Origin of the sequence: Yersinia sp. FDAARGOS_228 (genome assembly GCF_002073315.2) — a bacterium.
GTDB classification, from domain to species: domain Bacteria; phylum Pseudomonadota; class Gammaproteobacteria; order Enterobacterales; family Enterobacteriaceae; genus Yersinia; species Yersinia intermedia.
This window is the reverse complement of record NZ_CP020409.2, coordinates 1,520,144-1,544,015: the sequence shown is the minus strand read 5'-3', so window position 1 is coordinate 1,544,015 and position 23,872 is coordinate 1,520,144. Positions and strand designations below refer to the sequence as shown.

Here is a 23,872-nt window from a genome sequence, read left to right as displayed (position 1 = left end):
TGAATTTTAACCCGCTAAAGCGGATTACATAAATGGAAAAGGTATGAAGAACTGGAGAACGCTTATTCTCGGATTGGTTGTCTGTGCCAATACCGCGTTCGCAGCACCACAAGAAGTTGATAAAGTTGCCGCAGTGGTTGATAACGGCGTCGTGCTGCAAAGTGACGTTGACGGTCTGTTACAATCAGTAAAACTGAATGCACAGCAGTCTGGGCAACAAGTTCCTGATGATGCGACATTGCGTCATCAGATTCTTGAGCGTCTGATCATGGATAATATCCAGTTACAGATGGCGAAGAAGATGGGCATTACTATCAATGACGAAGCATTAGATAAAGCCATTGCTGATATTGCCGCGCAAAACCGTATGACGACCGCTCAGATGCGCAGCCGTCTGGCCGCTGATGGCTTGAATTACGACACTTACCGCGAGCAGATTCGTAAAGAGATGCTGACTTCTGAAGTGCGTAACAACGAAGTGCGCCGTCGAATCACCATCCTGCCACAGGAAGTTGAATCGCTGGCTAAACAAATTGGTAACCAGACCAGCGGTGATGCTGAACTGAACCTCAGCCATATTCTTATCCCATTGCCAGAAAATCCTTCTCAGCAACAAGTTGATCAGGCTGAAGAGCTGGCGACAAAATTAGTATCCGACATTAAAAGCGGCGCTGATTTTGGTAAGCTGGCTATCGCCAACTCGGCGGACTCTCAGGCGTTGAAAGGCGGCCAGATGGGTTGGGGCAAATTACAAGAGCTGCCTTCTTTGTTTGCTGAAAGATTACAATCTGCCAACAAAGGTGATGTTGTCGGTCCAATCCGCTCTGGTGTTGGCTTCCACATCCTGAAAGTCAATGATATCCGTGGTGCGGATAAGACCATTTCCGTGACTGAAGTTCATGCCCGCCACATTTTATTGAAACCTTCACCGGTAATGACCGACGATCAGGCTCGCACCAAGTTAGCGGCAGCAGCGGCGGAGATCAAAAGTGGTAAATCCAGCTTCGCCACTATTGCCAAAGAGATCTCTCAGGATCCCGGTTCTGCCGTGCAAGGGGGTGACCTGGGTTGGGCATCACCTGATATTTATGATCCCGCGTTCCGTGATGCGTTGATGAAACTGCAAAAAGGTGAGATCAGTGCACCGGTTCATTCTTCTTTCGGCTGGCACTTAATTCAGGTTGTCGATACACGTCAGGTAGACAAAACTGATGCAGCACAGAAAGACCGGGCATACCGTATGCTCTTTAGCCGTAAGTTCGCTGAAGAAGCTCAAACCTGGATGCAAGAGCAGCGTGCTGCTGCTTATGTAAAAATTCTTGATGGTAGTAATGCACAACCACAATAATCGTATCGTTATTACCCCCGGTGAGCCAGCCGGGGTCGGGCCGGATTTAGTCGTCGCCCTGGCTCAACAGGATTGGCCTGTTGAGTTAGTGGTGTGCGCTGATCCGGCCCTGCTACTTGCTCGGGCCAGTCAGCTTAACCTGCCATTGCAGTTGCGTGAATATCAGCCGGGTAAACCCGCGTTGGCGCAGCTTGCAGGTACCCTCACAATATTACCGGTGAAAACGGCCACGGCAGTGATTCCTGGTAAGCTTGACGTCCAAAACAGCCACTATGTTGTGGAAACATTGGCCAAGGCTTGTGATGGTGCGATAAGCGGGGAATTCTCCGCATTGGTCACAGGCCCGGTACAAAAAAGTATTATCAATGATGCTGGCATCCCGTTTATCGGGCACACCGAATTTTTCGCGGATCGCAGCCTCTGCCCACGGGTAGTGATGATGCTGGCAACAGAAGAGTTACGTGTAGCATTGGCGACAACTCACTTGCCTTTGCTGGCTGTGCCTGGCGCGATCACTCAGGCTAGCCTGCATGAAGTTATCACGATCCTTGATAATGACCTGAAAACCAAATTTGGTATTAGCCAACCACAGATTTACGTGTGCGGGCTGAATCCCCATGCGGGTGAAGGTGGTCATATGGGCCATGAAGAGATCGATACCATCATTCCTGCGCTGGATGCACTGCGTCAGAAAGGCATAAATCTTATTGGCCCTCTACCGGCAGACACCCTATTTCAGCCTAAATATCTGCAACATGCAGATGCAGTTCTTGCGATGTATCATGATCAAGGATTGCCAGTGCTGAAGTATCAAGGGTTTGGCCGGGCAGTAAATATCACTCTCGGTTTGCCTTTTATCCGCACTTCTGTGGATCACGGTACCGCTTTAGAACTCGCCGCAACCGGTTCTGCCGATGTTGGCAGTTTCATTACGGCATTAAACTTAGCCATTAAAATGATAAATAACAGCAATGAATAATAGAGTCCACCAAGGGCATTTTGCCCGCAAACGCTTTGGACAAAACTTTTTAAACGATCAGTTTGTCATCGACAGTATTGTCTCTGCGATCCACCCAGTTCCTGGTGAAGCCGTGGTTGAAATAGGTCCCGGTTTAGGGGCATTGACTGAACCTGTTGCTGCACGTATGGATCATATGACAGTGATCGAGCTCGATCGCGATTTGGCGGCTCGTTTAGCCAGCCATCCACAACTGAAAGACAAGCTGACCATCCATCAGCAAGATGCGATGAAAGTTAATTTTTCTGAGTTAGCGGAGCTTGCAGGGCAACCATTACGCGTGTTTGGTAACTTGCCATACAACATTTCCACCCCGTTAATGTTCCATCTTTTCAGCTATACTGATGCTATTCGTGACATGCATTTCATGCTGCAAAAAGAAGTAGTCAATCGTCTGGTCGCAGGGCCTAACAGTAAAGCGTATGGTCGGCTGACGGTGATGGCGCAATACTATTGCAATGTTATCCCGGTGCTAGAAGTACCGCCAACGGCGTTTACCCCTGCTCCAAAAGTTGACTCGGCAGTTGTGCGCTTGATTCCACATGTCAACATGCCAAATCCGGTGGGTGACGTGCGTATGCTTAGCCGCGTTACCACGCAAGCATTTAATCAACGCAGAAAAACCGTGCGTAACAGCTTAGGAGACCTATTCACTCCAGAGCAGTTAATCGAATTAGGTATTGACCCAATACTGCGGGCAGAGAATATTTCGGTAGCGCAATACTGTAAGCTGGCTAACTGGCTTTCAGCTCAATCGACACCGCAAGAATAAGCAGGAGCACATTATGATTGAACAGCCCCGCGTTTGTGTACAAGTGCAAAGTATCTATGTGGAAACCCAGTCGATACCCGACGAAGAACGTTTCGTCTTCGCTTATACCGTGACGATACGCAATTTGGGTCGTTCAAATGTGCAACTCATTGGCCGTTATTGGTTAATCACTAATAGTAATGGCCGGCAGACTGAAGTTCAGGGTGAAGGGGTCATCGGTGAGCAACCGTTGATCCTGCCAGGTAACGAGTTTCAATACACCAGCGGTGCCGTTCTGGAAACCCCGCTGGGTACCATGGAAGGGCATTATGAGATGGTCGATCACCTTGGTCAGGCTTTCCGTACTGCGATTCCGGTGTTCCGCTTAGCGATCCCAGCACTGATCCATTAACTCTGACCTTTCAACTATGTCTACTTATCTTATTGGCGATGTTCATGGCTGCCTCGATGAGCTGCTTGCGTTATTAGCGCAGGTGAGCTTTGATCCGCAGCAGGATACATTGTGGTTAACCGGTGACTTAGTTGCCCGTGGCCCAGCTTCACTGGATGTTTTACGCTATGTCCGTTCATTAGGGCCTGCTGTTCGTATGGTTCTGGGCAACCATGACCTACATTTACTGGCCGTTTATGCAGGCATCAGCCGTAATAAACCCAAAGATCGTATTACTCCACTGCTCGAGGCACCTGATGCTGATGAGTTGATTAATTGGCTGCGTCGCCAACCCGTCTTACAGGTTGATGATGAATTAAAATTGATCATGGCTCATGCGGGGATAACACCTCAGTGGGATATTGAAACCGCCCAAATGTGTGCTCGTGAAGTGGAAGCGGTATTGAGCAGTGATAGCTATCCACTCTTCCTCGATGCCATGTACGGTGATATGCCTAACAACTGGTCACCAGAGCTATCCGGGCTAGCACGTTTGCGTTTTAGTACTAATGCCCTGACCCGCATGCGTTTTTGTTTCCCGAACGGCCAGTTGGATATGATCTGTAAAGATACGCCAGAAAATGCCCCTGCTCCGCTCAAGCCTTGGTTCGAGTTGCCAAGGTCGGTGTCCCCTGACTATTCAATTATTTTTGGTCACTGGGCATCGCTGGAAGGAAAAGGTGTTCCTGAAGGTATCTATGGCTTGGATACCGGCTGTTGCTGGGGGGGCGATTTAACGCTGCTCCGCTGGGAAGATAAACGTTATTTCACCCAACATGCATTCAAAGTGGAAGCAGAAATAAGTAACACGGATGAAATAGCCGCGGCAAAAGATCCCTTTAGTTATCTATAACTTACTGATAACTAACGATTGAAAAAACAAAGGCGCATAATATGCGCCTTTGTTTTTAGTGAAGATCTTATAATCAGCGGCGCTCAAGGATCTCAAAGCAATAGCTGTGCGAGTTCGCTTCATCTGCGTCATGAAACTCACTGAATGTGCTTTCCCACTCATCCGGTTCATAGTCAGGGAAATGAGTGTCCCCTCCAACTTCCGCATCGATATGGGTAAGATACATACGATTCGCGCGAGCCAAGAATTGCTTATAAACACGCCCGCCCCCCATGACCATAACTTCTTCCACGTCGCCTGCGAAAGAAAGAGCTTCCTCAATTGACGTAGCCCAGGTCACGCGCTCATCAGCACTTGGTTGGCTGCTAATAACGATATTTAGCCGCCCCGGTAAAGGACGACCGATAGATTCGAAGGTCTTACGACCCATAATAACCGGTTTATTTAGCGTGTTACGTTTGAACCACGCTAAATCAGCCGGTAAGTTCCATGGCATGGCGTTTTCCATACCAATAACGCGATCCGCTGCCAACGCAGCGATCAGGCTGATAATCATGTTTAAACCCTGTAGGCTACAAGAGCCAATACCGAAAAATTGCTCACACTATACGTAAAGCCTAATCAAGCGTCGATAGCGATAAGCAGGCTAATCACACATATAAGATTGCTCTTAGCCCGATATATAAACAGAGAAGAAAAAAAACCTTATACACCAGGACGTTTGCGATATAACCACAATCCAGGCAAGGATAAACCAATCGACAACGCGCCAACAATAAATGAGGCTTTCAAGAAATTGGTCATCATCGTGGACATTAACGCCTCGCTATAACCCAAGTGAGAAATCTCAACGACCGATATCATCGCGGTATAAGCGGAAATACCTGGGAACATAGGAATAACGGCCGCGACAGTGAAAACTTTTGGATGTGCCAGCAACCAGCGTGACCAGTTAATCCCGATGACGCCAATCATAATTGAAGCCAATAATGAAGCCAGCTCGATATTCATTCCAAAATGGATCATTAACATACGCGAACCGTGCCCGACAGCGCCCAGCAATGCACAGTAACGCAATGCCCGCACCGGCACATTAAATACCATAGCAAAACCCAATGCCGGGATAGCCGCCAACACCATGTCTTGTAATAATGCCCAGAGTAAATTCATCACCACCCCCGCAATCCCCATAACGCCATCGCAAATATCACCCCAATACAGGTTGATAACGTTAATAAACTTGCCATTGCCCAACGGGCCAAACCAGTATTAACGTGGCCCTTAAACATATCGGCTACTGCATTGATCAACGGGAATCCCGGAACTAACAGCAATACGCTGGCGGCCATCGCCACACTGGACGCCTCTTGGAAAAACGGTAAACGCATTAACAAACCAGATGTTGATGTGGCAACAAAAGCAGTGATACAGAAATTAATCAGCGGATTCATATGATGTGCCGTCAGGCTCTGGCGCACAAACATCGCCAACCCACTGGCTAAAAAGGTGATAGAAAACGCATCCCAACCACCACCGTTTAATTTACTGAAACAACCACAAGAGAGCGCCACCATCACGACGACCAGCCAGCGCGGATAGCGAAGAGGTTTAATATGCTCGAAGCGTTTTTCTACATCTTTTGCATCCAGTATGTGGTGCTCCGCCATAATCACAATATGCTGTACTTCCGTTACCACCTGCATATTGATCCCACGATCGGTATTTTTACGGGTGGATGTCAGGCAATTACCCTGGTTTATTGTGGTCAGCACAATTGCGTTAGCCGAGATAGAACTCTCGACACTGTCCATCCCCAGAGCCATGCCAAGCCGTGCAGATAGCTGCTCAACCAACATACTTTCGGCCCCATGCTGCAACAACAATAGGGCACATTTGATGCACAACCGCGTAATTTCTCGCTGCTGTTGATGCGAAACATCACTGCTTATTACATTATCCAGGCTCATATTCGTGCATCACTATCCGTCAAAAGAGTAAAAGACATCTGCGGCAATCCCATTACTACTGATAAGCAAACCACCACAGATAACAAATAAGAATAATGCAGAGGAAGCCAAGTGGCGTTATTATCGCCAGATAGTACCACTCTCATTCGGTAATCCTTATGCTTGAAACCTCTTTATTCGTTGCCACACTTGCTACCTTGGGCATGCTCTCCCCCGGGCCAGATTTCTTTCTGGTAATCAAAAACGCTGCCCGCTATCGCCGCCCCGCAGCCATGATGACAGCCCTCGGCGTAATTTTGGGTGTTGCGACACATATGTCTTATTGCGTGGCTGGCCTGGCAGTCGTTATCACTACCACGCCATGGCTATTCAATCTGCTGAAATATGCCGGAGCCTGTTATTTGATCTGGATTGGTATCCAGGCCCTGCTGTCACGAGGAAATAGTAAGCTGAGTATCGATAACACTGCACAATATCCCGTCACACTGAAAGCCGCGTTCTTGCAGGGATATCTTTGCAATTTATTAAATCCCAAAGCGACTCTTTTCTTTCTCGCCGTTTTCACACAAATATTACAGATAAACTCCGGCGTGGGTGAGAAACTGTGGTACGCCTCAATCATCTGGCTACTGGCTGTTATCTGGTGGCCCCTACTGGTGATTCTGATTCAAAGTGCACCGGTACGCCGAGGTTTGGCGAAAGTGCAAAAAGTTGTCGATAAATTACTGGGCGGTCTGTTGATCGGCCTGGGTATCAAAGTTGCATTAAGCTAACTGCGCCGATTCTTAACGCCTGGCTATAAGCTACTATTCACAACCCGCACGAACATTGATCTTCACCAATGTTGTTTATGAACAATACTATCGTTTATGAATAATACTTCTGTGCATAAAAAACACTGTTTATGCGGGTAAAAAGCGCGATTTTATATCCAAAGTCATTGGAGTTGCAGGTAGGCCCCCCTGTGGCTTCAAGAACGAAGGATATATGAGCATAAAAAAGGGGGGCGATGTCTCCATCGCCCCCCTTTCTTAGCGCCCAAATTAAGCTTTCATATTCTTAATCTTGGCATGCATTTCTTGTACTGAAATCACTTGCTCGGTAGGGTCCGCATTCAAAGCCATTGCTGTTGCGAAGCCACCATTCAAGGTGGTGTCGTAATGCACTTTATATTGCAAAGCACTACGGCGAATCAGTTTAGAATCTTCAATCGCCTGACGCCCTGCCGTTGTATTCACAATATAAGTATATTCACCATTCTTGATACGGTCCTGAATGTGTGGGCGACCTTCATGTACCTTGTTGACTAAACGTGGGTTTATCCCTGCCTCGCCCAGAACCACCGCAGTACCGTGGGTTGCATCCAATTCAAAGCCCTGTTTAAGCAACTTGGCGGCCAAATCAACCACCCGGTGTTTATCTCCCTCACGGACAGATAACAGTGCGCGGCCACTCTTTTTCATACCAGACTGACTGCCCAGCATCGCTTTAGAGAAAGCTTCAGCGAAGGTCCGACCGACCCCCATCACTTCACCGGTAGAGCGCATTTCTGGCCCTAAAATCGGATCCACACCTGGGAACTTGTTAAACGGCAATACCACTTCTTTTACCGAGTAATAAGGGGGAATAATCTCTTCCAGAATACCCTGCTCTGCCAATGACTGCCCCACCATCACGCGTGCGGCGATTTTTGCCAGTGGCATACCGGTGGCTTTAGACACAAATGGTACGGTACGGGCTGCACGAGGGTTAACTTCAATCAGATAAACTTCGTTATTCTTCACGGCAAACTGCACATTCATTAAACCGCGCACGCAAAGCTCAAACGCCAGTTTTTCAACTTGTTGGCGCATTACATCCTGAATTTCTTTACTCAGGGTGTAAGCGGGCAATGAACAGGCTGAGTCACCGGAGTGCACCCCTGCTTGCTCAATGTGCTCCATGATGCCACCGATCAACACGCGCTCACCGTCACAAATGGCATCAACATCCACTTCAACGGCATCATCAAGGAAACGATCCAGCAGCACTGGTGCATCGTTCGAGACACTCACTGCATTTTGGAAGTAGCGGCGCAGGTCAACTTCGTCATAAACGATTTCCATCGCGCGACCACCCAAGACATACGATGGGCGGACCACTAACGGATAACCCAGACCCGTGGCTTTCTCTACGGCTTGTTCGATAGTAGCAACCGTCGCGTTCGCTGGTTGTTTCAAGCCCAGACGATTTACCGCCTGTTGGAAACGCTCACGGTCTTCTGCACGGTCGATTGCATCCGGGCTAGTCCCGATAACAGGGACACCGGCGGCTTCCAGTTCACGCGCTAATTTTAATGGAGTCTGACCACCGTACTGCACGATAACGCCTTGCGGCTTCTCAATACGCACGATTTCCAGCACATCTTCCAGGGTGACAGATTCGAAATAGAGGCGATCAGAGGTATCGTAGTCGGTCGAAACCGTCTCAGGGTTACAGTTCACCATGATGGTCTCGTAACCGTCTTCACGCAGCGCCAGTGACGCATGTACACAACAGTAGTCGAATTCAATACCCTGGCCGATACGGTTCGGGCCGCCCCCCAGTACCATCACTTTCGGACGATCACTGGTTGGGTTGGATTCACACTCTTCCTCGTAGGTTGAGTACATGTAGGCAGTATCGGTAGAGAATTCAGCCGCGCAGGTATCTACACGCTTGTACACCGGATGCAGACCCTGTTTATAACGCAGCTTACGCACTTCACTTTCCGCCGCACCGACCAATTTTGCCAGACGGGCATCGGCAAAGCCTTTGCGCTTCAACTGACGCATAAAATCAGCATTCAGACCATTAATACCGCACTCTGCCACGCTCTCTTCCAGACGAACCAACTCTTCAATCTGCACCAGGAACCAGCGGTCAACGTTAGTCAGATTGAAAACACCATCAACCGACATGCCTGCACGGAAGGCATCAGCGATATACCAGATACGATCAGAACCGGCTTCTTTCAATTCACGGCGAATTTTAGTCAGTGCTTCTGGATCATCCAGACTCACTTTCGGGTCAAAGCCGGTCGCGCCAACTTCCAGACCGCGCAAGGCTTTTTGCAGCGATTCCTGCAAGGTACGGCCAATCGCCATCACTTCGCCAACCGATTTCATCTGCGTGGTCAGGCGGTCATTCGCACCGGCAAATTTTTCGAAGTTAAAACGTGGGATTTTGGTGACAACATAGTCGATAGATGGCTCAAAGGAGGCCGGCGTGCGGCCACCAGTGATATCATTCATCAACTCATCGAGCGTATAACCTACCGCCAGTTTGGCGGCAATCTTGGCAATCGGGAAGCCGGTTGCTTTAGAGGCCAGAGCGGAGGAACGGGACACTCGCGGGTTCATTTCAATAACGATTAAACGGCCATTTTTCGGGTTAACCGAGAATTGCACGTTGGAGCCACCGGTTTCTACGCCGATTTCACGCAGCACTGCCATCGAGGCATTACGCATGATTTGGTATTCTTTATCAGTCAGAGTCTGAGCTGGTGCAACAGTGATAGAGTCACCGGTGTGGATGCCCATCGCATCGAAGTTTTCGATGGAGCAGACGATGATGCAGTTGTCGTTTTTGTCGCGCACAACTTCCATCTCATACTCTTTCCAACCAATCAGCGACTCATCGATCAACAGCTCTTTGGTTGGCGATAAATCTAACCCGCGCTCACAAATCTCTTCAAACTCTTCACGGTTATACGCGATACCGCCACCGGTGCCACCCATAGTAAAAGAGGGGCGGATAATGCAAGGGAAGCCCACATCAGCCGCTACAGCCAGAGCTTCTTCCATATTGTGCGCAATACCTGAACGCGCAGTATCCAGACCAATTTTCTTCATCGCGATATCAAAGCGACGGCGGTCTTCTGCTTTATCGATAGCATCGGCAGTGGCACCTATCATGGTGACACCGAATTCAGCCAGAACGCCCTTGCGCTCCAGTTCCAGCGCACAGTTCAGTGCGGTTTGACCACCCATGGTGGGCAACACTGCATCCGGGCGCTCTTTTTCAATAATTTTGCGTACCACTTCCCAGTGGATTGGCTCGATATAAGTGGCATCGGCCATTTCCGGGTCAGTCATGATGGTTGCCGGATTGGAGTTCACCAGAATGACACGGTAGCCTTCTTCACGCAGTGCCTTACAAGCCTGAGCCCCAGAGTAGTCAAACTCACAGGCCTGGCCGATAACGATTGGGCCAGCGCCCAGAATCAGGATGCTTTTTATATCTGTACGTTTTGGCATGGTTTGAGGCTCCTGATTATTTATTGGTATGGCTACTGTTACGGCTTGCAGTTGTTGCGCGGTAAGCTTCAATCAGTTCGATAAAGTGATCAAACAATGGCGCTGCATCATGTGGGCCTGGGCTGGCCTCTGGGTGCCCCTGGAAACTAAATGCGGCTTTATCAGTGCGGTGAATCCCTTGCAGAGAACCATCGAATAAAGAAACATGTGTAGTTCGCAGGTTGGATGGCAATGTGGTTTCATCTACCGCAAAACCGTGGTTCTGTGCGGTGATCATCACGCAATCGGCATCTAAATCTTTCACCGGGTGGTTGCCACCGTGGTGACCAAACTTCATTTTCACTGTTTTTGCGCCACTGGCCAGCGCCAGCAATTGGTGCCCTAAGCAGATGCCAAACACCGGAATGTCGGTTTCCAGAAAACGCTTGATAGCCGCGATAGCATAATCACATGGCTCTGGGTCACCTGGGCCGTTGGATAAGAAAATGCCATCTGGGTTCAGTTTTAGCACTTCTTCTGCCGGTGTCTGTGCAGGAACGACCGTCAGGCGACAGCCTCGGTCCACCAGCATGCGCAGGATATTGCGCTTCACGCCGTAGTCGTATGCCACTACATGGAAGGGCAAATCTTCTGGTTGCATTGCCGCAGGTAAGTCACCTTCCAGAGTCCAGCTACCTTGTAACCAGTCATAACGCTCTTCCGTGGTCACTTCTTTTGCCAGATCCATCCCCTTCAGGCCTGGGAATGCTTTCGCCTTTTCGAGTGCTAAAGCGGCATCAGACAAGTCACCCACAATAATGCAGCCATTTTGTGCCCCTTTCTCACGCAGCAAACGTGTCAGCTTACGCGTATCGATATCAGCAATCGCAACAATGTTGTGGCGCTTGAGATATTCAGCTAAGCCTTCTTCATTACGGTAGTTGCTGGCAATCAAAGGCAGGTCGCGAATAACAAGACCTTGGGCGTGTACTGCGGAGGATTCTTCATCGGAGGCATTAGTGCCGACATTGCCGATATGAGGATAAGTAAGAGTAACGATCTGGCGGGAGTAGGAAGGATCAGTGAGGATTTCTTGATAACCGGTCATTGACGTATTGAAGACCACTTCCCCCACTGCCGTACCCTCTGCCCCGATGGCCCGACCGTGAAATTGGGTTCCGTCTTCGAGAACCAATAGCGCTGACTTAATCAAAACATCCTCCAAGGAATAAACAGTCACATTATTTGCATATTAATTCATATCTAGCGATCTAAATCAATGCAAAAACCGCCCTCAAAGCTAATTTTTGGCAAATTGGGCGCATTTTAATGATGAGTGACGCTCTTGTCTAGCCAAAGTGCCATTTTTTCTCTGTTTTTTACCGTTCTCATTAAAATGAGGGGATTATAGCGGTAAAAACACATGCTAACTTAACATAGTAAACGGTTGCGAGGTGTAGTGACTGAGAAATATCGTTCCAGAGCAGTAAAAATCAGGGCCAATGACCAAGGAAGGGATTAAAAGACAAAAAAACAGACAAAAACACAGATAAATAAAGGTTATACAAAAAATTAATAATGAAACAATTATTTATTAAAACAAATAAAAAAGGACAATAAAATATTGCCCTGTTATCAAACGATTATGATAAAAACAACCACATCACTGGCTGTGCTTTACACCTTTAAAGTTCATTCAAATTCAGTACATCACGCATATCAAATAAGCCATTACTGCGCGTTGACACCCAAACAGCCGATTTAACCGCGCCATTGGCAAAAGTCATACGACTGGTCGCTTTGTGTGTGATCTCAACACGCTCACCAATATCAGCAAACATAGCCGTATGCTCTCCAACGATATCGCCAGCACGCACAGTTGCGAAACCGATGGTGCCAGGTTTGCGTTCACCGGTATGACCTTCACGGCTATAAACTGCACAATCTTTCAGTGAACGCCCTAGTGAGTCAGCAATTGCTTCCCCCATCGCCAGCGCGGTACCTGAAGGCGCATCAACTTTATGCCGATGATGTGCTTCGATTATTTCGATATCGGTATAGTCGCCCATCACTTTCGCTGCCTTCTCTAGCAGTTTTAGCACCACATTGACCCCAACACTGAAGTTGGCAGCGAACACAATAGCAATGTCCGTTGCCGCAACCCTGATGGCTTCTTTACCTGCATCATCAAAGCCAGTCGTGCCAATTATCATCGCCTTACGATATTGACGACAAATGGCTAAATGCGCCAGCGTGCCTTCAGGCCGGGTAAAATCGATCAACACATCAAAATGATCAACTACGTCAGATAAATCATCACTTACTGTGATGTTTAACAACCCCACTCCGGCCAGTTCGCCGGCATCGCTCCCCACTAATGTGGATCCGACACGTTCAACAGCAGCCCCCAGCACCACACCTTCAGTGTGAGTAATTGCCTGGATAAGTTGTCGGCCCATACGGCCACCCGCGCCGACAACAGCGATACGAATTGTTGAATCAGTCATACTTCCTCTCATATTGTGTCATCTACCCTGACCAAGGTTCAGATTAGCCGCCCGCTATGGACTCTGCCAGCCTATTTAATCTGTATTAGAAAAAAATGATATACGCGTGCTTTTATCAGTGAAACCACTTAATTCCTTACATACCCGTCATACTTCAAGCTGCATGTGCGTTGGCTGCGTTCAAATCGGTTCCCGACCAATTTGTATCTCTCTTGCCGCCTTCCTGCAACTCGAATTATTTAGGGTAAAATACTCGGAAACACTTCATCTGGCATAGTGCGGTTATTTCGCATATTCATGCAGTTATGGTGAAATATACCCATAAAAAAGCAGCCACTGAGGGCTGCTTTTTAACGCTGAAGCACGATATCAATCAGTCGATCTGTTTTACATCGACACGTAACTCTTTAGGTACTTCGAAAACGATACTCTCTTCACGGCCACTGAGTTCGATAGATCCACCAGCACCAAGAGCTTGCAAGCGTGCGATGACTTGTTGAACCAGAATATCAGGAGCAGATGCGCCAGCAGTAACACCAATACGTGCCGCACCCTGCAACCATAACTCTTGTATATCCGCTGCTGAATCAATTAGATAAGCAGGTTTACCCATCCGCTGTGCCAACTCAGCCAACCGATTAGAGTTAGAGGAGTTTTTCGAGCCAACCACTAAGACAACATCAGCATCATTAGCCAGATTGCGCACCGCTTCCTGCCGGTTGGTCGTGGCATAGCAGATATCATCTTTGCGTGGACCGACAATCTTCGGGAAACGCTGGTGCAAGGCATCGATAATTGCAGAGGTATCATCAACCGACAAAGTCGTCTGTGTCATAAAGCACAGATTGTTCTCATCTTTAACCTGCAAAGCCCATACATCATCAGGTGATTCAACCAGATACATGCCCCCTTGCGGGTTGCTGTATTGCCCCATGGTACCCTCCACTTCCGGGTGACCAGCGTGCCCTATCAAGATGGCTTCTTTACCCTTGCGGCTAGCGCGTGCGACTTCCATATGAACTTTGGTCACCAATGGGCAGGTTGCGTCAAACAGCATCGTCAGCTTGCGCTCACGAGCTTCTGCTCGCACAGCCTGCGACACGCCATGGGCTGAGAAAATCAGAATAGAGCCATCTGGCACTTCTGCTATCTCCTCAATAAAGATAGCACCGCGCTCACGCAAGCTATCAACCACATAACGGTTGTGTACCACTTCATGGCGCACATAAATTGGCGCGCCATACATTTCGATCGCGCGTTCAACAATACTGATAGCCCGATCAACTCCGGCACAAAAACCGCGTGGATTAGCCAGCAATATCTGCATGCATTGCCTCCTGTTGGGGGTCAATCTCCAGCACTTCAATTTCAAAGCTAATGGAATGCCCTGCCAACGGGTGATTGAAATCAACAGTAATAGACTCTTCCGCCACTTCCCGCACCACGCCTGGCATTTCACTGCCATCGCGGGAGGTAAATAGCATAATAGTACCGGCATCTGGCACACCGGTTTGAGCAAAATCACGCTGGGTGAAATACTGAATCAGATCAGGGCTTTCCAAACCAAACGCATCTTCAGGCTGCAAGGTGAAAGCATGTTTATCACCCACTTTCAAACCTATCAACTGCTGCTCAAGTGCATCAGAAAGGCTGTCATCGCCTAAACGAAACAGCGCAGGTTTGCCGTGAATATGTGTTGATTCCGCCGTTGAACCATCTTCCAGTTTCAGAGTGAAGTGCACCAATACGGCGCTCTTGTCTTGTACAAAATGGTCTTGTACTTGATTACCGGGTACACGCTCAGACATCTCATTCACCTTTATTCATGGCCGTTTTTTCAGCAGGGCTTAAAAAACCCTCAAAGATAACCAACGCAGCACCGATACAGATAGCGGTATCGGCGATGTTAAAGGTTGGGAAATGCCAGTTATTGACGTGGAAATCGATAAAATCGATCACCGCACCGTGCACCATGCGATCAAATAAGTTACCTAATGCCCCACCGATAATCAGAGCATAAGCACAATTGAGCAGGCGTTGTTTGGCAGTAGAGCGATACATCAGCACCATGAGTATCACTGAAATACCAATAGCGATGCCCGCAAAGAACCAACGCTGCCAGCCACTTTTATCGGCAAGGAAGCTAAAGGCTGCGCCAAAATTCTGTGCGTAGGTCAGGTTGAAAAAAGGGATCAGCGGCACTGACTCATACAGGGCAAAGTGGGTCATGACCCACTGTTTGCTGCTGAGATCCAAAATAACCACCAATACCGCCAGCCATAACCAGCGCAATCCGGTCGAACAAATAGGTTTACTCATTAGGCGAACTTACGCTCTTCACCGTCTCCGGCAACGTTAGTGACACAGCGGCCGCACAATTCTGCATGCTCCGCCACCAAACCGACATCTTGAGTGTAATGCCAGCAACGCGGGCACTTCTCACCATCAGCCTTATTAAAGGTGATTTTCAACCCGGCAATCAATTCACTTTGCAGCGCATCATCACCCGCATCGGCATAAGGAGCGACTTTTGCGGCAGAGGTCAACAGCACAAAACGTAATTCATCTTGCAAGCTGTTCAACCGCGTAGCCAGTTCAGGCTCAGCGAACAAGGTGACTGCCGCTTCCAATGAACCACCGATATGCTTATCACTACGGGCTTGCTCTAACACCTTGTTGACTTCGCCACGGACTTTTAACAGCTCGGCCCAGAAAGTATCGTTCATACTTTCATCACCCGCCAACCCGAACAGACCGTCATACCACTCTTCAGTGAAGACATACTGTGGACGACTGCCTGGCAGTTGGTTCCAGATCTCATCTGCGGTAAAGGACATAATAGGTGCCATCCAGCGCACCAATGCTTCTGCGATATGGAACAATGCGGTCTGGCAACTGCGGCGGGCAACACTGTCGCCTTTCGCGGTGTACTGGCGGTCTTTAATGATATCCAAATAGAAGGATCCCATCTCAACCGAGCAGAACTGCATCAAGCGCTGCACCACCAAGTGGAAATCGTAATTTTCGTACGCTTCCATGATCTCGGCTTGAGCCGCTTGGGCGCGGCCGACTGCCCAGCGATCCACTACCACCATCTCTTCCGGTTTCACCTGATGCAGCGCAGGATCAAACCCATTCAGGTTTGCCAACAGGAAGCGCGCAGTGTTACGGATACGGCGATAAGAGTCAGCAGAGCGTTTGAGGATTTCGTCAGAAACCGCGATCTCACCGGTGTAATCAGTCGATGCCACCCACAGACGCAGAATGTCACCACCCAGTTTGTTCATCACATCTTGCGGGCTGATGGTGTTACCGATGGATTTGGACATTTTACGCCCCTGACCATCAACGGTAAAACCGTGGGTCAGCACTTGGCGATAAGGCGCTTTGCCTTTCATCGCGGTTGCAATCATCAGTGAAGACATAAACCAGCCACGGTGTTGGTCAGAACCTTCCAGATACATATCCGGGCTATGACCACCAAACTCAGGGCGCACGTCAACCACCGACGAGTGGGTTGAACCGGAGTCAAACCATACGTCTAAGGTGTCTGGCACTTTGGTGTAATCGGCAGCATCAGCACCCAGGATGTCCGCAGGATCCAGATCCCACCATGCCTGAATACCGTCTTGCTCAACGCGCTTAGCGACTTCTTCCATCAGCTCGGTGCTGCGTGGATGTAGTGCTTCAGTCTCTTTGTGCACAAACAGGGACATCGGCACGCCCCAGGTGCGCTGACGCGAGATACACCAGTCCGGGCGGTTTGCCACCATGGTTTCGATACGCGCCTGACCCCAATCCGGGATCCATTGCACGCCTTTAATCTCTTCCAGCGACTGCTTGCGCAGGCCTTTCTGATCCATGCTGATAAACCATTGTGGTGTAGCACGGAAGATAATAGGTGTTTTATGACGCCAGCAGCACGGGTAGCTGTGAACCAGTTTTTCAACTTTCAGCAGTGCGCCTTTTTCACGCAGCAACTCAACAATCACATCGTTGGCTTTAAAGACGAACATGCCATCCAGACCAGGATACGTCCCCGCCAAATAGCAGCCATTCGGACCAACCGGATTGGCAACTTCCAAACCGTATTTCTGCCCGATAACAAAGTCATCCGGGCCGTGACCAGGTGCAGTGTGAACCGCACCAGTACCGGCATCCAGTGTGACGTGATCGCCTAAAATTGCCGGCACATCAAAGCCCATAAACGGATGATTGAAACGCAGCAGTTCTAAATCAGAACCTTTGCAGCTCCCCAATACTGTCCATTCAGCAATACCTGCGCGCTTCATGACACTTTCAACCAGGTCTTCTGCCAGAATCAGGCATTCGCCATTGACCTGGACAAGTTGGTAAATGTATTCAGCATTCAGTGAAATCGCACGGTTAGCGGGCAAGGTCCACGGAGTTGTCGTCCAGATAACCAGTGAAATCGGGCCGTTAATCGCCGCAACATTAAATTTGGCGCTCACTGCCGCTACATCGACAGCATTAAAGCGCACATCGATAGAAGGTGAGGTTTTATCGTAATATTCAACTTCTGCTTCAGCCAGTGACGAACCGCAATCGGTACACCAATGCACTGGCTTCGCGCCTTTGTGCAGGTGGCCGTTATCAATGATTTTGCTTAATGAACGAATGATATTGGCTTCAGTTTTGAAATCCATCGTCAGATAAGGATGGTCCCAATCGCCCAATACGCCCAGGCGGATGAAGTCTTTCTTCTGGCCTTCAACCTGTTCAGCAGCATATTTACGGCAGGCAGCACGGAACTCTGCGGCACTGACTTTCTCGCCCGGTTTACCAATTAACTGTTCAACTTTTAACTCGATCGGCAAACCATGGCAGTCCCACCCTGGAATATAAGGGGAGTCGTAACCCGCCATTCCTTTCGATTTAACAATAATGTCTTTGAGAATTTTGTTAACAGAGTGACCAATGTGAATGTTGCCGTTCGCATAAGGAGGGCCGTCGTGCAAAATAAAGGTTTTTTTACCTTTCTTGGCCGTACGAATAATCCCGTACAGATCCTGCTCATACCAACGTTTCAGCATGTCAGGTTCACGCTTAGCCAGATCGCCGCGCATCGGGAACCCTGTTTCAGGCAAGTTCAGGGTATTCTTGTAGTCACTCATTAGATTCTCGGTTCCGTTTCGGCTAGAAATATTAAACCGGTGTCTTTAGCCCGAAAAATGTTCGGGCCGTCACCACATCATGGGCGATTTGCTGCTTCAGGGCATCGAGCGAAGCAAAACGCTGTTCGTTGCGCAATTTCGCGCGGAGCACCACGTCAATATGGCACCCATAAAGATCCATAGTTACATCCAGCAGATGAACCTCTAGCTGCTGGCGAACACCAGCAACGGTAGGCCGGGTGCCAATATTGGCAACACCGGGTAATGGCTCTGGACCCAAGCCATACACATCAACCGCATACACTCCTTTCACCGGAGCGACTAAACGTTTTAACGGCAAATTCGCCGTGGGGAAGCCAATCGTCCGCCCCAGCTCATCACCATGAACCACTCGGCCGGAAATGCTATAGGGGTGGCCAAGCAACGCCTCAGCCAACACCAAATCATCATCAAAAAGTGCCTGACGAATAGCGGTGCTGCTAATGCGCAACCCACCATCACAAAAGCTATCTGTGCTGATAACATCGAAACCAAATTCAGCACCGGCTTGTTGTAACAGCTGAAAATCCCCCTGACGCTCTGCGCCAAAGCGGAAATCATCACCAACAGTTAAAAACTTAACACCCAACTTATCTACCAGCAACTGGGCAACGAAAGCTTGCGCAGTATTAGCGGCAAAACGCGGATCAAATTTTACGCACAACAGATAATCAACGCCGGCCTCGGCCAGATATCTGGCTTTATCCCGCAGGCGTGTCAGCCTTGCTGGTGCTTTGTCCGCTGCAAACAATTCCAGAGGTTGCGGTTCAAATATCATAACCATTACGGGCAACCCTAAGCGCCGACCTTCACGCTTTAGCTGCTCCAATAAGGCCTGATGTCCACGATGGACACCATCAAAGTTACCGATAGTTAGCACGCAACCATGGTGGCGTGCCCGGATATTATGTATACCGCGAATTAGCTCCATAGCTGGCTCAAAACAGTGGAAATCGCCGGATTATACCTTGTACAGCCCTTAAGGTTAACCCGCGATTGGTACCTTTAACCGAAAGTCATACCATTTTGCCAATATTGTGCAGGTAAAATCCCTTTTACTCACTTTATCCTGTAGAATGCGCACGGAGTTTGAATACAGAAGCAGGCTGAGATTTTTACAAGAACCACCGTCGAATCCCTTCAAGGCAGTGAACTGTGGATTTTTCTTTCGAAAGACTGTATTCCGCAGTGTGAAGCTGGTAAAATCCCGCTCCATCACAACGTAGCAAGTGCCGCCCGTACAAACGGCGCTTATTTGCACAAATCCATTGACAAACGAAGGCTAAAAGGGCATATTCCTCGGCCTTTGAATTGTCCTCAATAGAATATATTTGGGAGTTGGACCTTGGCTAATATCAAATCAGCTAAGAAACGCGCCGTACAGTCTGAGAAACGCCGCAAGCATAACGCTAGCCGTCGCTCAATGGTGCGTACCTTCATTAAGAAGGTGTATGCGGCAATTGCAGCTGGCGATAAAGACGCAGCGCAAAAAGCATTTAATGAAATGCAACCAATCGTGGATCGTCAGTCCTGTAAAGGTCTGATCCACAAAAACAAAGCAGCGCGCCATAAGTCAAACTTAGTCGCGCAAATCAACGCAATGCAGTAATTGCATTACGTCGATTGCTTAGTAAAAAGACCGGCCTAGGCCGGTTTTTTTATATCCAATGATTGATATTGCTTACAATTTAACCTCTTTACTGTCAGTCCGATCTATACCCTATAGATTTCGAGTTGCAGGTAGGCGGCAACGAAATGAATCCAAGGAGTTGAGATAACTCAATGGATTGGGGGAGTGATGGCAGCCAACACTCCTGCGTATTGAAAGATGACGGGGATAGTTAGCCGCTGAAAAGCGCGGAAAAATCTTTGTTACATACTCGTTGTACTGCCGGATGTTGGATCATCCGCTCGGCAAAAATCACGTAATACTCTTCCTGCACACTGTCTAAGCGGCCAATTTCAACAATCTGGTCATCTTTAGCATAGGTATCAGCAGCGTACATTGTCGGTGCGACAAAAATAGCATTGTTATAAATAGCGAAAGCATTCATCAGTGCCGCGTCATCAAACTCCCCCAGAATCTCTACCTGTAGCCCTTTGCTGTTAATCCAATTCAACAATTTGCGCCCAAGCATGGAACGACGGCCCGGTATCAGCAAACGTTTTTGCTGCAAACAAGCAGGGAAAGGTAAATCCGGGATAGGCTGACGACAATAAAAACTCACGCTGCATTCGCCCAACTTAACAGAGAACAACCCTTCTTGTTGGCTGGAATCAACCGGACAATCGGACAGAATCATATCCAGCTTGTGCTGACTTAACTGCTCCAGCAGCATTTCGTGGGTCGATTCAAAACAGCGCAGATGAATTTTTTCATTCTCAACGACGGCCGTTTCCAGTACCTGGCTCACTAAACGCTTGGATAATGCATCGGCCACACCCACATCGAACAGCAGATTAGCTTCTTTACGGTAGTTAACGATATCCAGCATTTCATGGCTGAGCATGAACATTTTATCCGCATAACGAAAGACCAACTGCCCCAGTTCTGATGGCACCAAGCCTCGCCCCTGGCGCTTAAATAATTTACCGCCCAGGCGCTCTTCCAACGCTTTAATTTGCCCGGTAATTGTTTGTGGCGTTAGGAATAACGCCTCGGCTGCACCGACAACAGAGCCTTCTCTACAGACCTGCCAAAAGTAATAAAGATGATTGAAATTGATATGTGACATTCGCATGTTGTTATCCCCTTAACATATCGCGGGCAGATACATGGCTCCATCCACGACAAACGGTCCTTGTTCTGAGACCACACTAACTGTGAGTCAGGAATTGCCAAACAAAACCGCCGGTGTCATTATCCTCACACCGGCGGTGATAAAACGCCATCAGTGTAAAAGCCGATTAATTCACCGCTTTTCTTTTCGCCGGCAAGGCCATACGCAACAAGCTGTAACCGACAATAGCGGCGATGGTCGAACCTAACAATATTCCGAGTTTAGAATACGTTGTCAGGGCCTGCTCCGCGCCTTCAAATGCCAATGAAGCAATAAATATCGACATTGTGAAACCAATACCACAGAGCACTGATACAGCAAAAATCTGCTTAAAGTTTATTGCGTCAGGTAGTTTAGCCACCCCAAACTTAACCGCTAGCCAACTAAAGAGGAAAATCCCCAGTGGCTTACCGATAAATAGGCCGCTTGCTATCCCTAACGGCAGCAATGATGTCAGCCCAGAGAGAGAAACCCCTTGCAACGAAACCCCCGCGTTGGCAAATGCAAACAATGGCAGAATTAAGTAGGCAACCCATGGGTGCAAACCATGTTCGAGCGATTCTGACGGCGAACGATTATTTTTCGTATGCAGCGGTATCATAAAGCCGACAATGACACCGGCTAAGGTCGCATGCACACCTGATTTGAGGATGCAGACCCACAATACTAATCCCACCAGTAGGTAGGCTGATGTCTTCCCTACTCCACGCCAGTTCATGTATGCCAGTAGCGCAATAGCCGCGGCAGCAATGGTCAGGGCTTGTAGCGAAACCGCATGGGTATAGAACAACGCAATAATGATGATGACACCCAAGTCATCAATAATGGCCAGTGCCAGTAAAAAGACTTTAAGGCTGGTTGGAACTCGGTTTCCTAACAGGGCCATCACACCTAGCGCAAAGGCGATATCAGTAGCCGCCGGAATTGCCCAACCCTGGCGGGTAACCTCATCAGCACCGTTAAATAATAGATAAATCAAAGCCGGTGCCAGCATACCACCTAATGCTGCAATCGCTGGGAATACCGCCTTATCGCGGCCAGCCAACGAGCCTTCGATCAGCTCGCGTTTAACTTCCAGCCCGACAACCAGGAAGAATATCGCCATTAAACCGTCATTAATCCACAGTAATAGTGGCTTACTGATATCCAGCGAGGCTATCTTTACCGATACAGGTACATCAAGAAATGATTGGTAAATGCTAAATAAGGGGCTGTTAGCCATAAATAAGGCGACGGTGGCAGCAAAAATTAGAATCAGCCCACCAGCAGCCTCTTGGCGTAAAAATTGACGGATCATGTTTGTCACAATGAATAACTCCTTACATCGGACAGTGAGCCTGTGCTCGGCGAATCAATGCATCAATTTTAGAATAGTCTTCAACTCGAAAAAAGTCGTTTTTATTGCATTAAATGATCGGAAAAACCGATCTATTAATGATCTGGTTCACACATAATAGTCAGTCGGAGATGAAAAAAATCCCCGAGGTTAATCGAGGATTTTTAGTTTTCTTGCGCTTTACTCGCCGGTTAACAACTCATTGATCAGCGAGTCAGGTCGTCAAAGAATTTCTTAACGCCATCTAAGAAGCTTTTGGAGCGGGGACTATTTTTTTCGCCCGCAGCTCCGACGAAACTCTCTTCCAGTTCGCGCAGTAGCTGTTTCTGTTTTTCGCTCAGATGGACTGGTGTCTCAACCACAACACGGCATAACAGGTCACCCTGGCTTCCGCCACGCACAGATTTAACACCCTTGCCACGCATGCGGAACAGCTTGCCGGTTTGGGTCTCCGCAGGAACTTTCAGCTTAACCCGCCCATCCAGCGTTGGGACTTCAATCTCGCCGCCCAAGGCTGCCATCGCAAAGTTAATTGGCACTTCACAATACAGGTTATTGCCTTCACGTTCGAAGATTGGGTGCGCTTTAACTTGCACCTGAACATATAAATCACCTGCTGGCGCGCCATGTTCGCCTGCTTCACCTTCGCCACTTAAGCGAATGCGGTCACCGGTATCAACACCTGCGGGGATCTTAACCGACAGTGTTTTTGATTTTTCAACACGGCCATGCCCATGACACTTGTTGCAAGGATCTTTAATGATCTGACCATTGCCGTGACAAGTAGGACACGCCTGCTGGACGGTGAAGAACCCTTGACGCATATGTACCTGACCTGCACCACGGCAAGTCGAACAAGTGACAGGTGAACTCCCCGGCTTAGCGCCACTACCATGGCAAACATCACATTCATTCAGCGTTGGGATGCGGATTTCTTTAGTCACACCGCGCACGGCTTCTTCCAGGGTCAGATCCATGTTGTAGCGTAGATCGGAACCACGGGAAGCACGTTGACGGCGACCACCACCAAAGATATCACCGAAAACATCACCAAAAATGTCGCTAAAATCAGCACCACCGCCACCACCAAAACCGCCGCCGCCCATACCACCTTGTTCAAAGGCTGCATGACCATACTGATCGTATGCTGCACGTTTTTGTGGGTCAGTCAGAATTTCGTAAGCTTCTTTAACTTCTTTGAAATTTTCACCGGTATCGTTCTCGTCCTGATTACGGTCCGGGTGATACTTTACTGCCAGGCGTTTATAGGCCTTTTTGATTTCACGTTCATCAGCGTCTTTTTTAACGCCTAAAACCTCGTAATAATCTCTCTTCGCCATTCTCTTTTTTTCCTACCCTTAACATGCGTGCACGGGCGTAGAGTTTCCTCGACGCCCGTGCTGGTTTCCAGCAACAGTAAGGCCTACCACT

General features: G+C 48.6%; 21 protein-coding genes. 7 read left to right on the top strand and 14 right to left on the bottom strand.

Annotated elements, in window-relative coordinates; translation table 11 throughout:
• Positions 1 to 43 precede the first annotated feature (43 nt).
• From surA to apaH, 5 genes are read left to right on the top strand one after another with little or no spacing between them, the layout of a single operon-like run.
• Positions 44 to 1,348, top strand: coding sequence for a peptidylprolyl isomerase SurA (gene surA / locus A6J67_RS07075; protein ID WP_042568578.1), 1,305 nt, complete (start codon positions 44 to 46; stop codon positions 1,346 to 1,348).
• Positions 1,332 to 2,327 (top strand): 4-hydroxythreonine-4-phosphate dehydrogenase PdxA, encoded by a 996-nt coding sequence (gene pdxA, locus A6J67_RS07070; RefSeq protein ID WP_032907992.1) that lies wholly within the window; start codon positions 1,332 to 1,334, stop codon positions 2,325 to 2,327. The genes surA and pdxA overlap by 17 nt, the downstream gene beginning before the upstream one ends.
• Positions 2,320 to 3,138: a 16S rRNA (adenine(1518)-N(6)/adenine(1519)-N(6))-dimethyltransferase RsmA gene (gene rsmA / locus A6J67_RS07065; RefSeq protein ID WP_032907990.1), complete on the top strand. Its 819-nt coding sequence runs from the start codon at positions 2,320 to 2,322 to the stop codon at positions 3,136 to 3,138. Before pdxA ends, rsmA begins: the two co-directional genes overlap by 8 nt.
• A gap of 13 nt (positions 3,139 to 3,151) precedes the next feature.
• Entirely contained in the window at positions 3,152 to 3,529 is a 378-nt protein-coding gene (apaG, locus tag A6J67_RS07060; RefSeq protein ID WP_005193008.1) for a Co2+/Mg2+ efflux protein ApaG, read from the top strand.
• Positions 3,530 to 3,545: 16 nt separating this feature from the next.
• Complete coding sequence (apaH, locus tag A6J67_RS07055; protein ID WP_042568579.1) at positions 3,546 to 4,421, top strand: bis(5'-nucleosyl)-tetraphosphatase (symmetrical) ApaH; 876 nt, start codon at positions 3,546 to 3,548, stop codon at positions 4,419 to 4,421.
• A gap of 73 nt (positions 4,422 to 4,494) precedes the next feature.
• On the opposite strand, the gene folA is transcribed toward apaH, so the two are convergent.
• The 3 genes from folA to A6J67_RS07040 all read right to left on the bottom strand — a co-directional run bounded on the left by folA (position 4,495) and on the right by A6J67_RS07040 (position 6,388).
• Positions 4,495 to 4,977, bottom strand: coding sequence for a type 3 dihydrofolate reductase (gene folA, locus A6J67_RS07050; RefSeq protein WP_005192989.1), 483 nt, complete (start codon positions 4,975 to 4,977; stop codon positions 4,495 to 4,497).
• Positions 4,978 to 5,126: 149 nt separating this feature from the next.
• Positions 5,127 to 5,591: a threonine/serine exporter gene (locus A6J67_RS07045; protein ID WP_032907989.1), complete on the bottom strand. Its 465-nt coding sequence runs from the start codon at positions 5,589 to 5,591 to the stop codon at positions 5,127 to 5,129.
• On the bottom strand, positions 5,591 to 6,388 hold the full coding sequence (locus A6J67_RS07040) for a threonine/serine ThrE exporter family protein (RefSeq protein WP_050296828.1): 798 nt from the start codon (positions 6,386 to 6,388) through the stop codon (positions 5,591 to 5,593). The genes A6J67_RS07045 and A6J67_RS07040 overlap by 1 nt, the downstream gene beginning before the upstream one ends.
• 158 nt (positions 6,389 to 6,546) lie before the next feature.
• Here A6J67_RS07040 and A6J67_RS07035 point away from each other — a divergent pair, with 158 nt between their 5' ends.
• On the top strand, positions 6,547 to 7,161 hold the full coding sequence (locus A6J67_RS07035) for a LysE family transporter (protein ID WP_042568580.1): 615 nt from the start codon (positions 6,547 to 6,549) through the stop codon (positions 7,159 to 7,161).
• Between the two features lie 270 nt (positions 7,162 to 7,431).
• Here the strand turns inward: A6J67_RS07035 and carB are convergent, their stop codons facing one another.
• From carB to ribF, 8 genes are all read right to left on the bottom strand, one after another.
• A complete protein-coding gene (gene carB / locus A6J67_RS07030) occupies positions 7,432 to 10,665 on the bottom strand; it encodes a carbamoyl-phosphate synthase large subunit (RefSeq protein ID WP_005192981.1) in 3,234 nt (1,077 codons plus the stop codon).
• Between the two features lie 16 nt (positions 10,666 to 10,681).
• Complete coding sequence (carA, locus tag A6J67_RS07025; protein ID WP_050296827.1) at positions 10,682 to 11,857, bottom strand: glutamine-hydrolyzing carbamoyl-phosphate synthase small subunit; 1,176 nt, start codon at positions 11,855 to 11,857, stop codon at positions 10,682 to 10,684.
• A gap of 472 nt (positions 11,858 to 12,329) precedes the next feature.
• Complete coding sequence (dapB, locus tag A6J67_RS07020; RefSeq protein WP_005192961.1) at positions 12,330 to 13,151, bottom strand: 4-hydroxy-tetrahydrodipicolinate reductase; 822 nt, start codon at positions 13,149 to 13,151, stop codon at positions 12,330 to 12,332.
• Between the two features lie 373 nt (positions 13,152 to 13,524).
• On the bottom strand, positions 13,525 to 14,478 hold the full coding sequence (gene ispH / locus A6J67_RS07015; RefSeq protein ID WP_032907919.1) for a 4-hydroxy-3-methylbut-2-enyl diphosphate reductase: 954 nt from the start codon (positions 14,476 to 14,478) through the stop codon (positions 13,525 to 13,527).
• The gene (fkpB, locus tag A6J67_RS07010; RefSeq protein WP_005192464.1) at positions 14,459 to 14,959 is read right to left on the bottom strand and encodes an FKBP-type peptidyl-prolyl cis-trans isomerase; all 501 of its coding nucleotides are present in this window, start codon (positions 14,957 to 14,959) and stop codon (positions 14,459 to 14,461) included. Before fkpB ends, ispH begins: the two co-directional genes overlap by 20 nt.
• Before the next feature lies 1 nt (position 14,960).
• On the bottom strand, positions 14,961 to 15,470 hold the full coding sequence (lspA, locus tag A6J67_RS07005) for a signal peptidase II (protein ID WP_032907917.1): 510 nt from the start codon (positions 15,468 to 15,470) through the stop codon (positions 14,961 to 14,963).
• The gene (ileS, locus tag A6J67_RS07000; protein WP_005192462.1) at positions 15,470 to 18,286 is read right to left on the bottom strand and encodes an isoleucine--tRNA ligase; all 2,817 of its coding nucleotides are present in this window, start codon (positions 18,284 to 18,286) and stop codon (positions 15,470 to 15,472) included. The genes lspA and ileS overlap by 1 nt, the downstream gene beginning before the upstream one ends.
• 31 nt (positions 18,287 to 18,317) lie before the next feature.
• Complete coding sequence (ribF, locus tag A6J67_RS06995; protein WP_032907916.1) at positions 18,318 to 19,256, bottom strand: bifunctional riboflavin kinase/FAD synthetase; 939 nt, start codon at positions 19,254 to 19,256, stop codon at positions 18,318 to 18,320.
• A 414-nt stretch (positions 19,257 to 19,670) separates the two neighbouring features.
• Here ribF and rpsT point away from each other — a divergent pair, with 414 nt between their 5' ends.
• Entirely contained in the window at positions 19,671 to 19,934 is a 264-nt protein-coding gene (gene rpsT, locus A6J67_RS06985) for a 30S ribosomal protein S20 (RefSeq protein ID WP_002220715.1), read from the top strand.
• A gap of 232 nt (positions 19,935 to 20,166) precedes the next feature.
• Here rpsT and nhaR read toward each other — a convergent pair whose 3' ends face one another.
• The 3 genes from nhaR to dnaJ form a co-directional block, all read right to left on the bottom strand.
• Positions 20,167 to 21,066, bottom strand: a complete 900-nt coding sequence (gene nhaR / locus A6J67_RS06980) for a transcriptional activator NhaR (RefSeq protein ID WP_032907914.1) — start codon at positions 21,064 to 21,066, stop codon at positions 20,167 to 20,169.
• A gap of 166 nt (positions 21,067 to 21,232) precedes the next feature.
• Positions 21,233 to 22,411, bottom strand: coding sequence for a Na+/H+ antiporter NhaA (gene nhaA, locus A6J67_RS06975; protein ID WP_032907913.1), 1,179 nt, complete (start codon positions 22,409 to 22,411; stop codon positions 21,233 to 21,235).
• Positions 22,412 to 22,647: 236 nt separating this feature from the next.
• A complete protein-coding gene (dnaJ, locus tag A6J67_RS06970; RefSeq protein WP_005192454.1) occupies positions 22,648 to 23,781 on the bottom strand; it encodes a molecular chaperone DnaJ in 1,134 nt (377 codons plus the stop codon).
• Positions 23,782 to 23,872 lie beyond the last annotated feature (91 nt).

Coding starts and splice junctions, on each gene's coding strand:
- apaH (WP_042568579.1), top strand. CDS start 3,546: ATGTCTACTTATCTTATTGGCGATGTTCATGGCTGCCTCGATGAGCTG.
- dapB (WP_005192961.1), bottom strand. CDS start 13,151: ATGACTGATTCAACAATTCGTATCGCTGTTGTCGGCGCGGGTGGCCGT.
- pdxA (WP_032907992.1), top strand. CDS start 1,332: ATGCACAACCACAATAATCGTATCGTTATTACCCCCGGTGAGCCAGCC.
- apaG (WP_005193008.1), top strand. CDS start 3,152: ATGATTGAACAGCCCCGCGTTTGTGTACAAGTGCAAAGTATCTATGTG.
- A6J67_RS07040 (WP_050296828.1), bottom strand. CDS start 6,388: ATGAGCCTGGATAATGTAATAAGCAGTGATGTTTCGCATCAACAGCAG.
- lspA (WP_032907917.1), bottom strand. CDS start 15,470: ATGAGTAAACCTATTTGTTCGACCGGATTGCGCTGGTTATGGCTGGCG.
- rsmA (WP_032907990.1), top strand. CDS start 2,320: ATGAATAATAGAGTCCACCAAGGGCATTTTGCCCGCAAACGCTTTGGA.
- ribF (WP_032907916.1), bottom strand. CDS start 19,256: ATGGAGCTAATTCGCGGTATACATAATATCCGGGCACGCCACCATGGT.
- ispH (WP_032907919.1), bottom strand. CDS start 14,478: ATGCAGATATTGCTGGCTAATCCACGCGGTTTTTGTGCCGGAGTTGAT.
- A6J67_RS07045 (WP_032907989.1), bottom strand. CDS start 5,591: ATGAATTTACTCTGGGCATTATTACAAGACATGGTGTTGGCGGCTATC.
- nhaR (WP_032907914.1), bottom strand. CDS start 21,066: ATGCGAATGTCACATATCAATTTCAATCATCTTTATTACTTTTGGCAG.
- dnaJ (WP_005192454.1), bottom strand. CDS start 23,781: ATGGCGAAGAGAGATTATTACGAGGTTTTAGGCGTTAAAAAAGACGCT.
- folA (WP_005192989.1), bottom strand. CDS start 4,977: ATGATTATCAGCCTGATCGCTGCGTTGGCAGCGGATCGCGTTATTGGT.
- fkpB (WP_005192464.1), bottom strand. CDS start 14,959: ATGTCTGAGCGTGTACCCGGTAATCAAGTACAAGACCATTTTGTACAA.
- A6J67_RS07035 (WP_042568580.1), top strand. CDS start 6,547: ATGCTTGAAACCTCTTTATTCGTTGCCACACTTGCTACCTTGGGCATG.
- ileS (WP_005192462.1), bottom strand. CDS start 18,286: ATGAGTGACTACAAGAATACCCTGAACTTGCCTGAAACAGGGTTCCCG.
- carB (WP_005192981.1), bottom strand. CDS start 10,665: ATGCCAAAACGTACAGATATAAAAAGCATCCTGATTCTGGGCGCTGGC.
- surA (WP_042568578.1), top strand. CDS start 44: ATGAAGAACTGGAGAACGCTTATTCTCGGATTGGTTGTCTGTGCCAAT.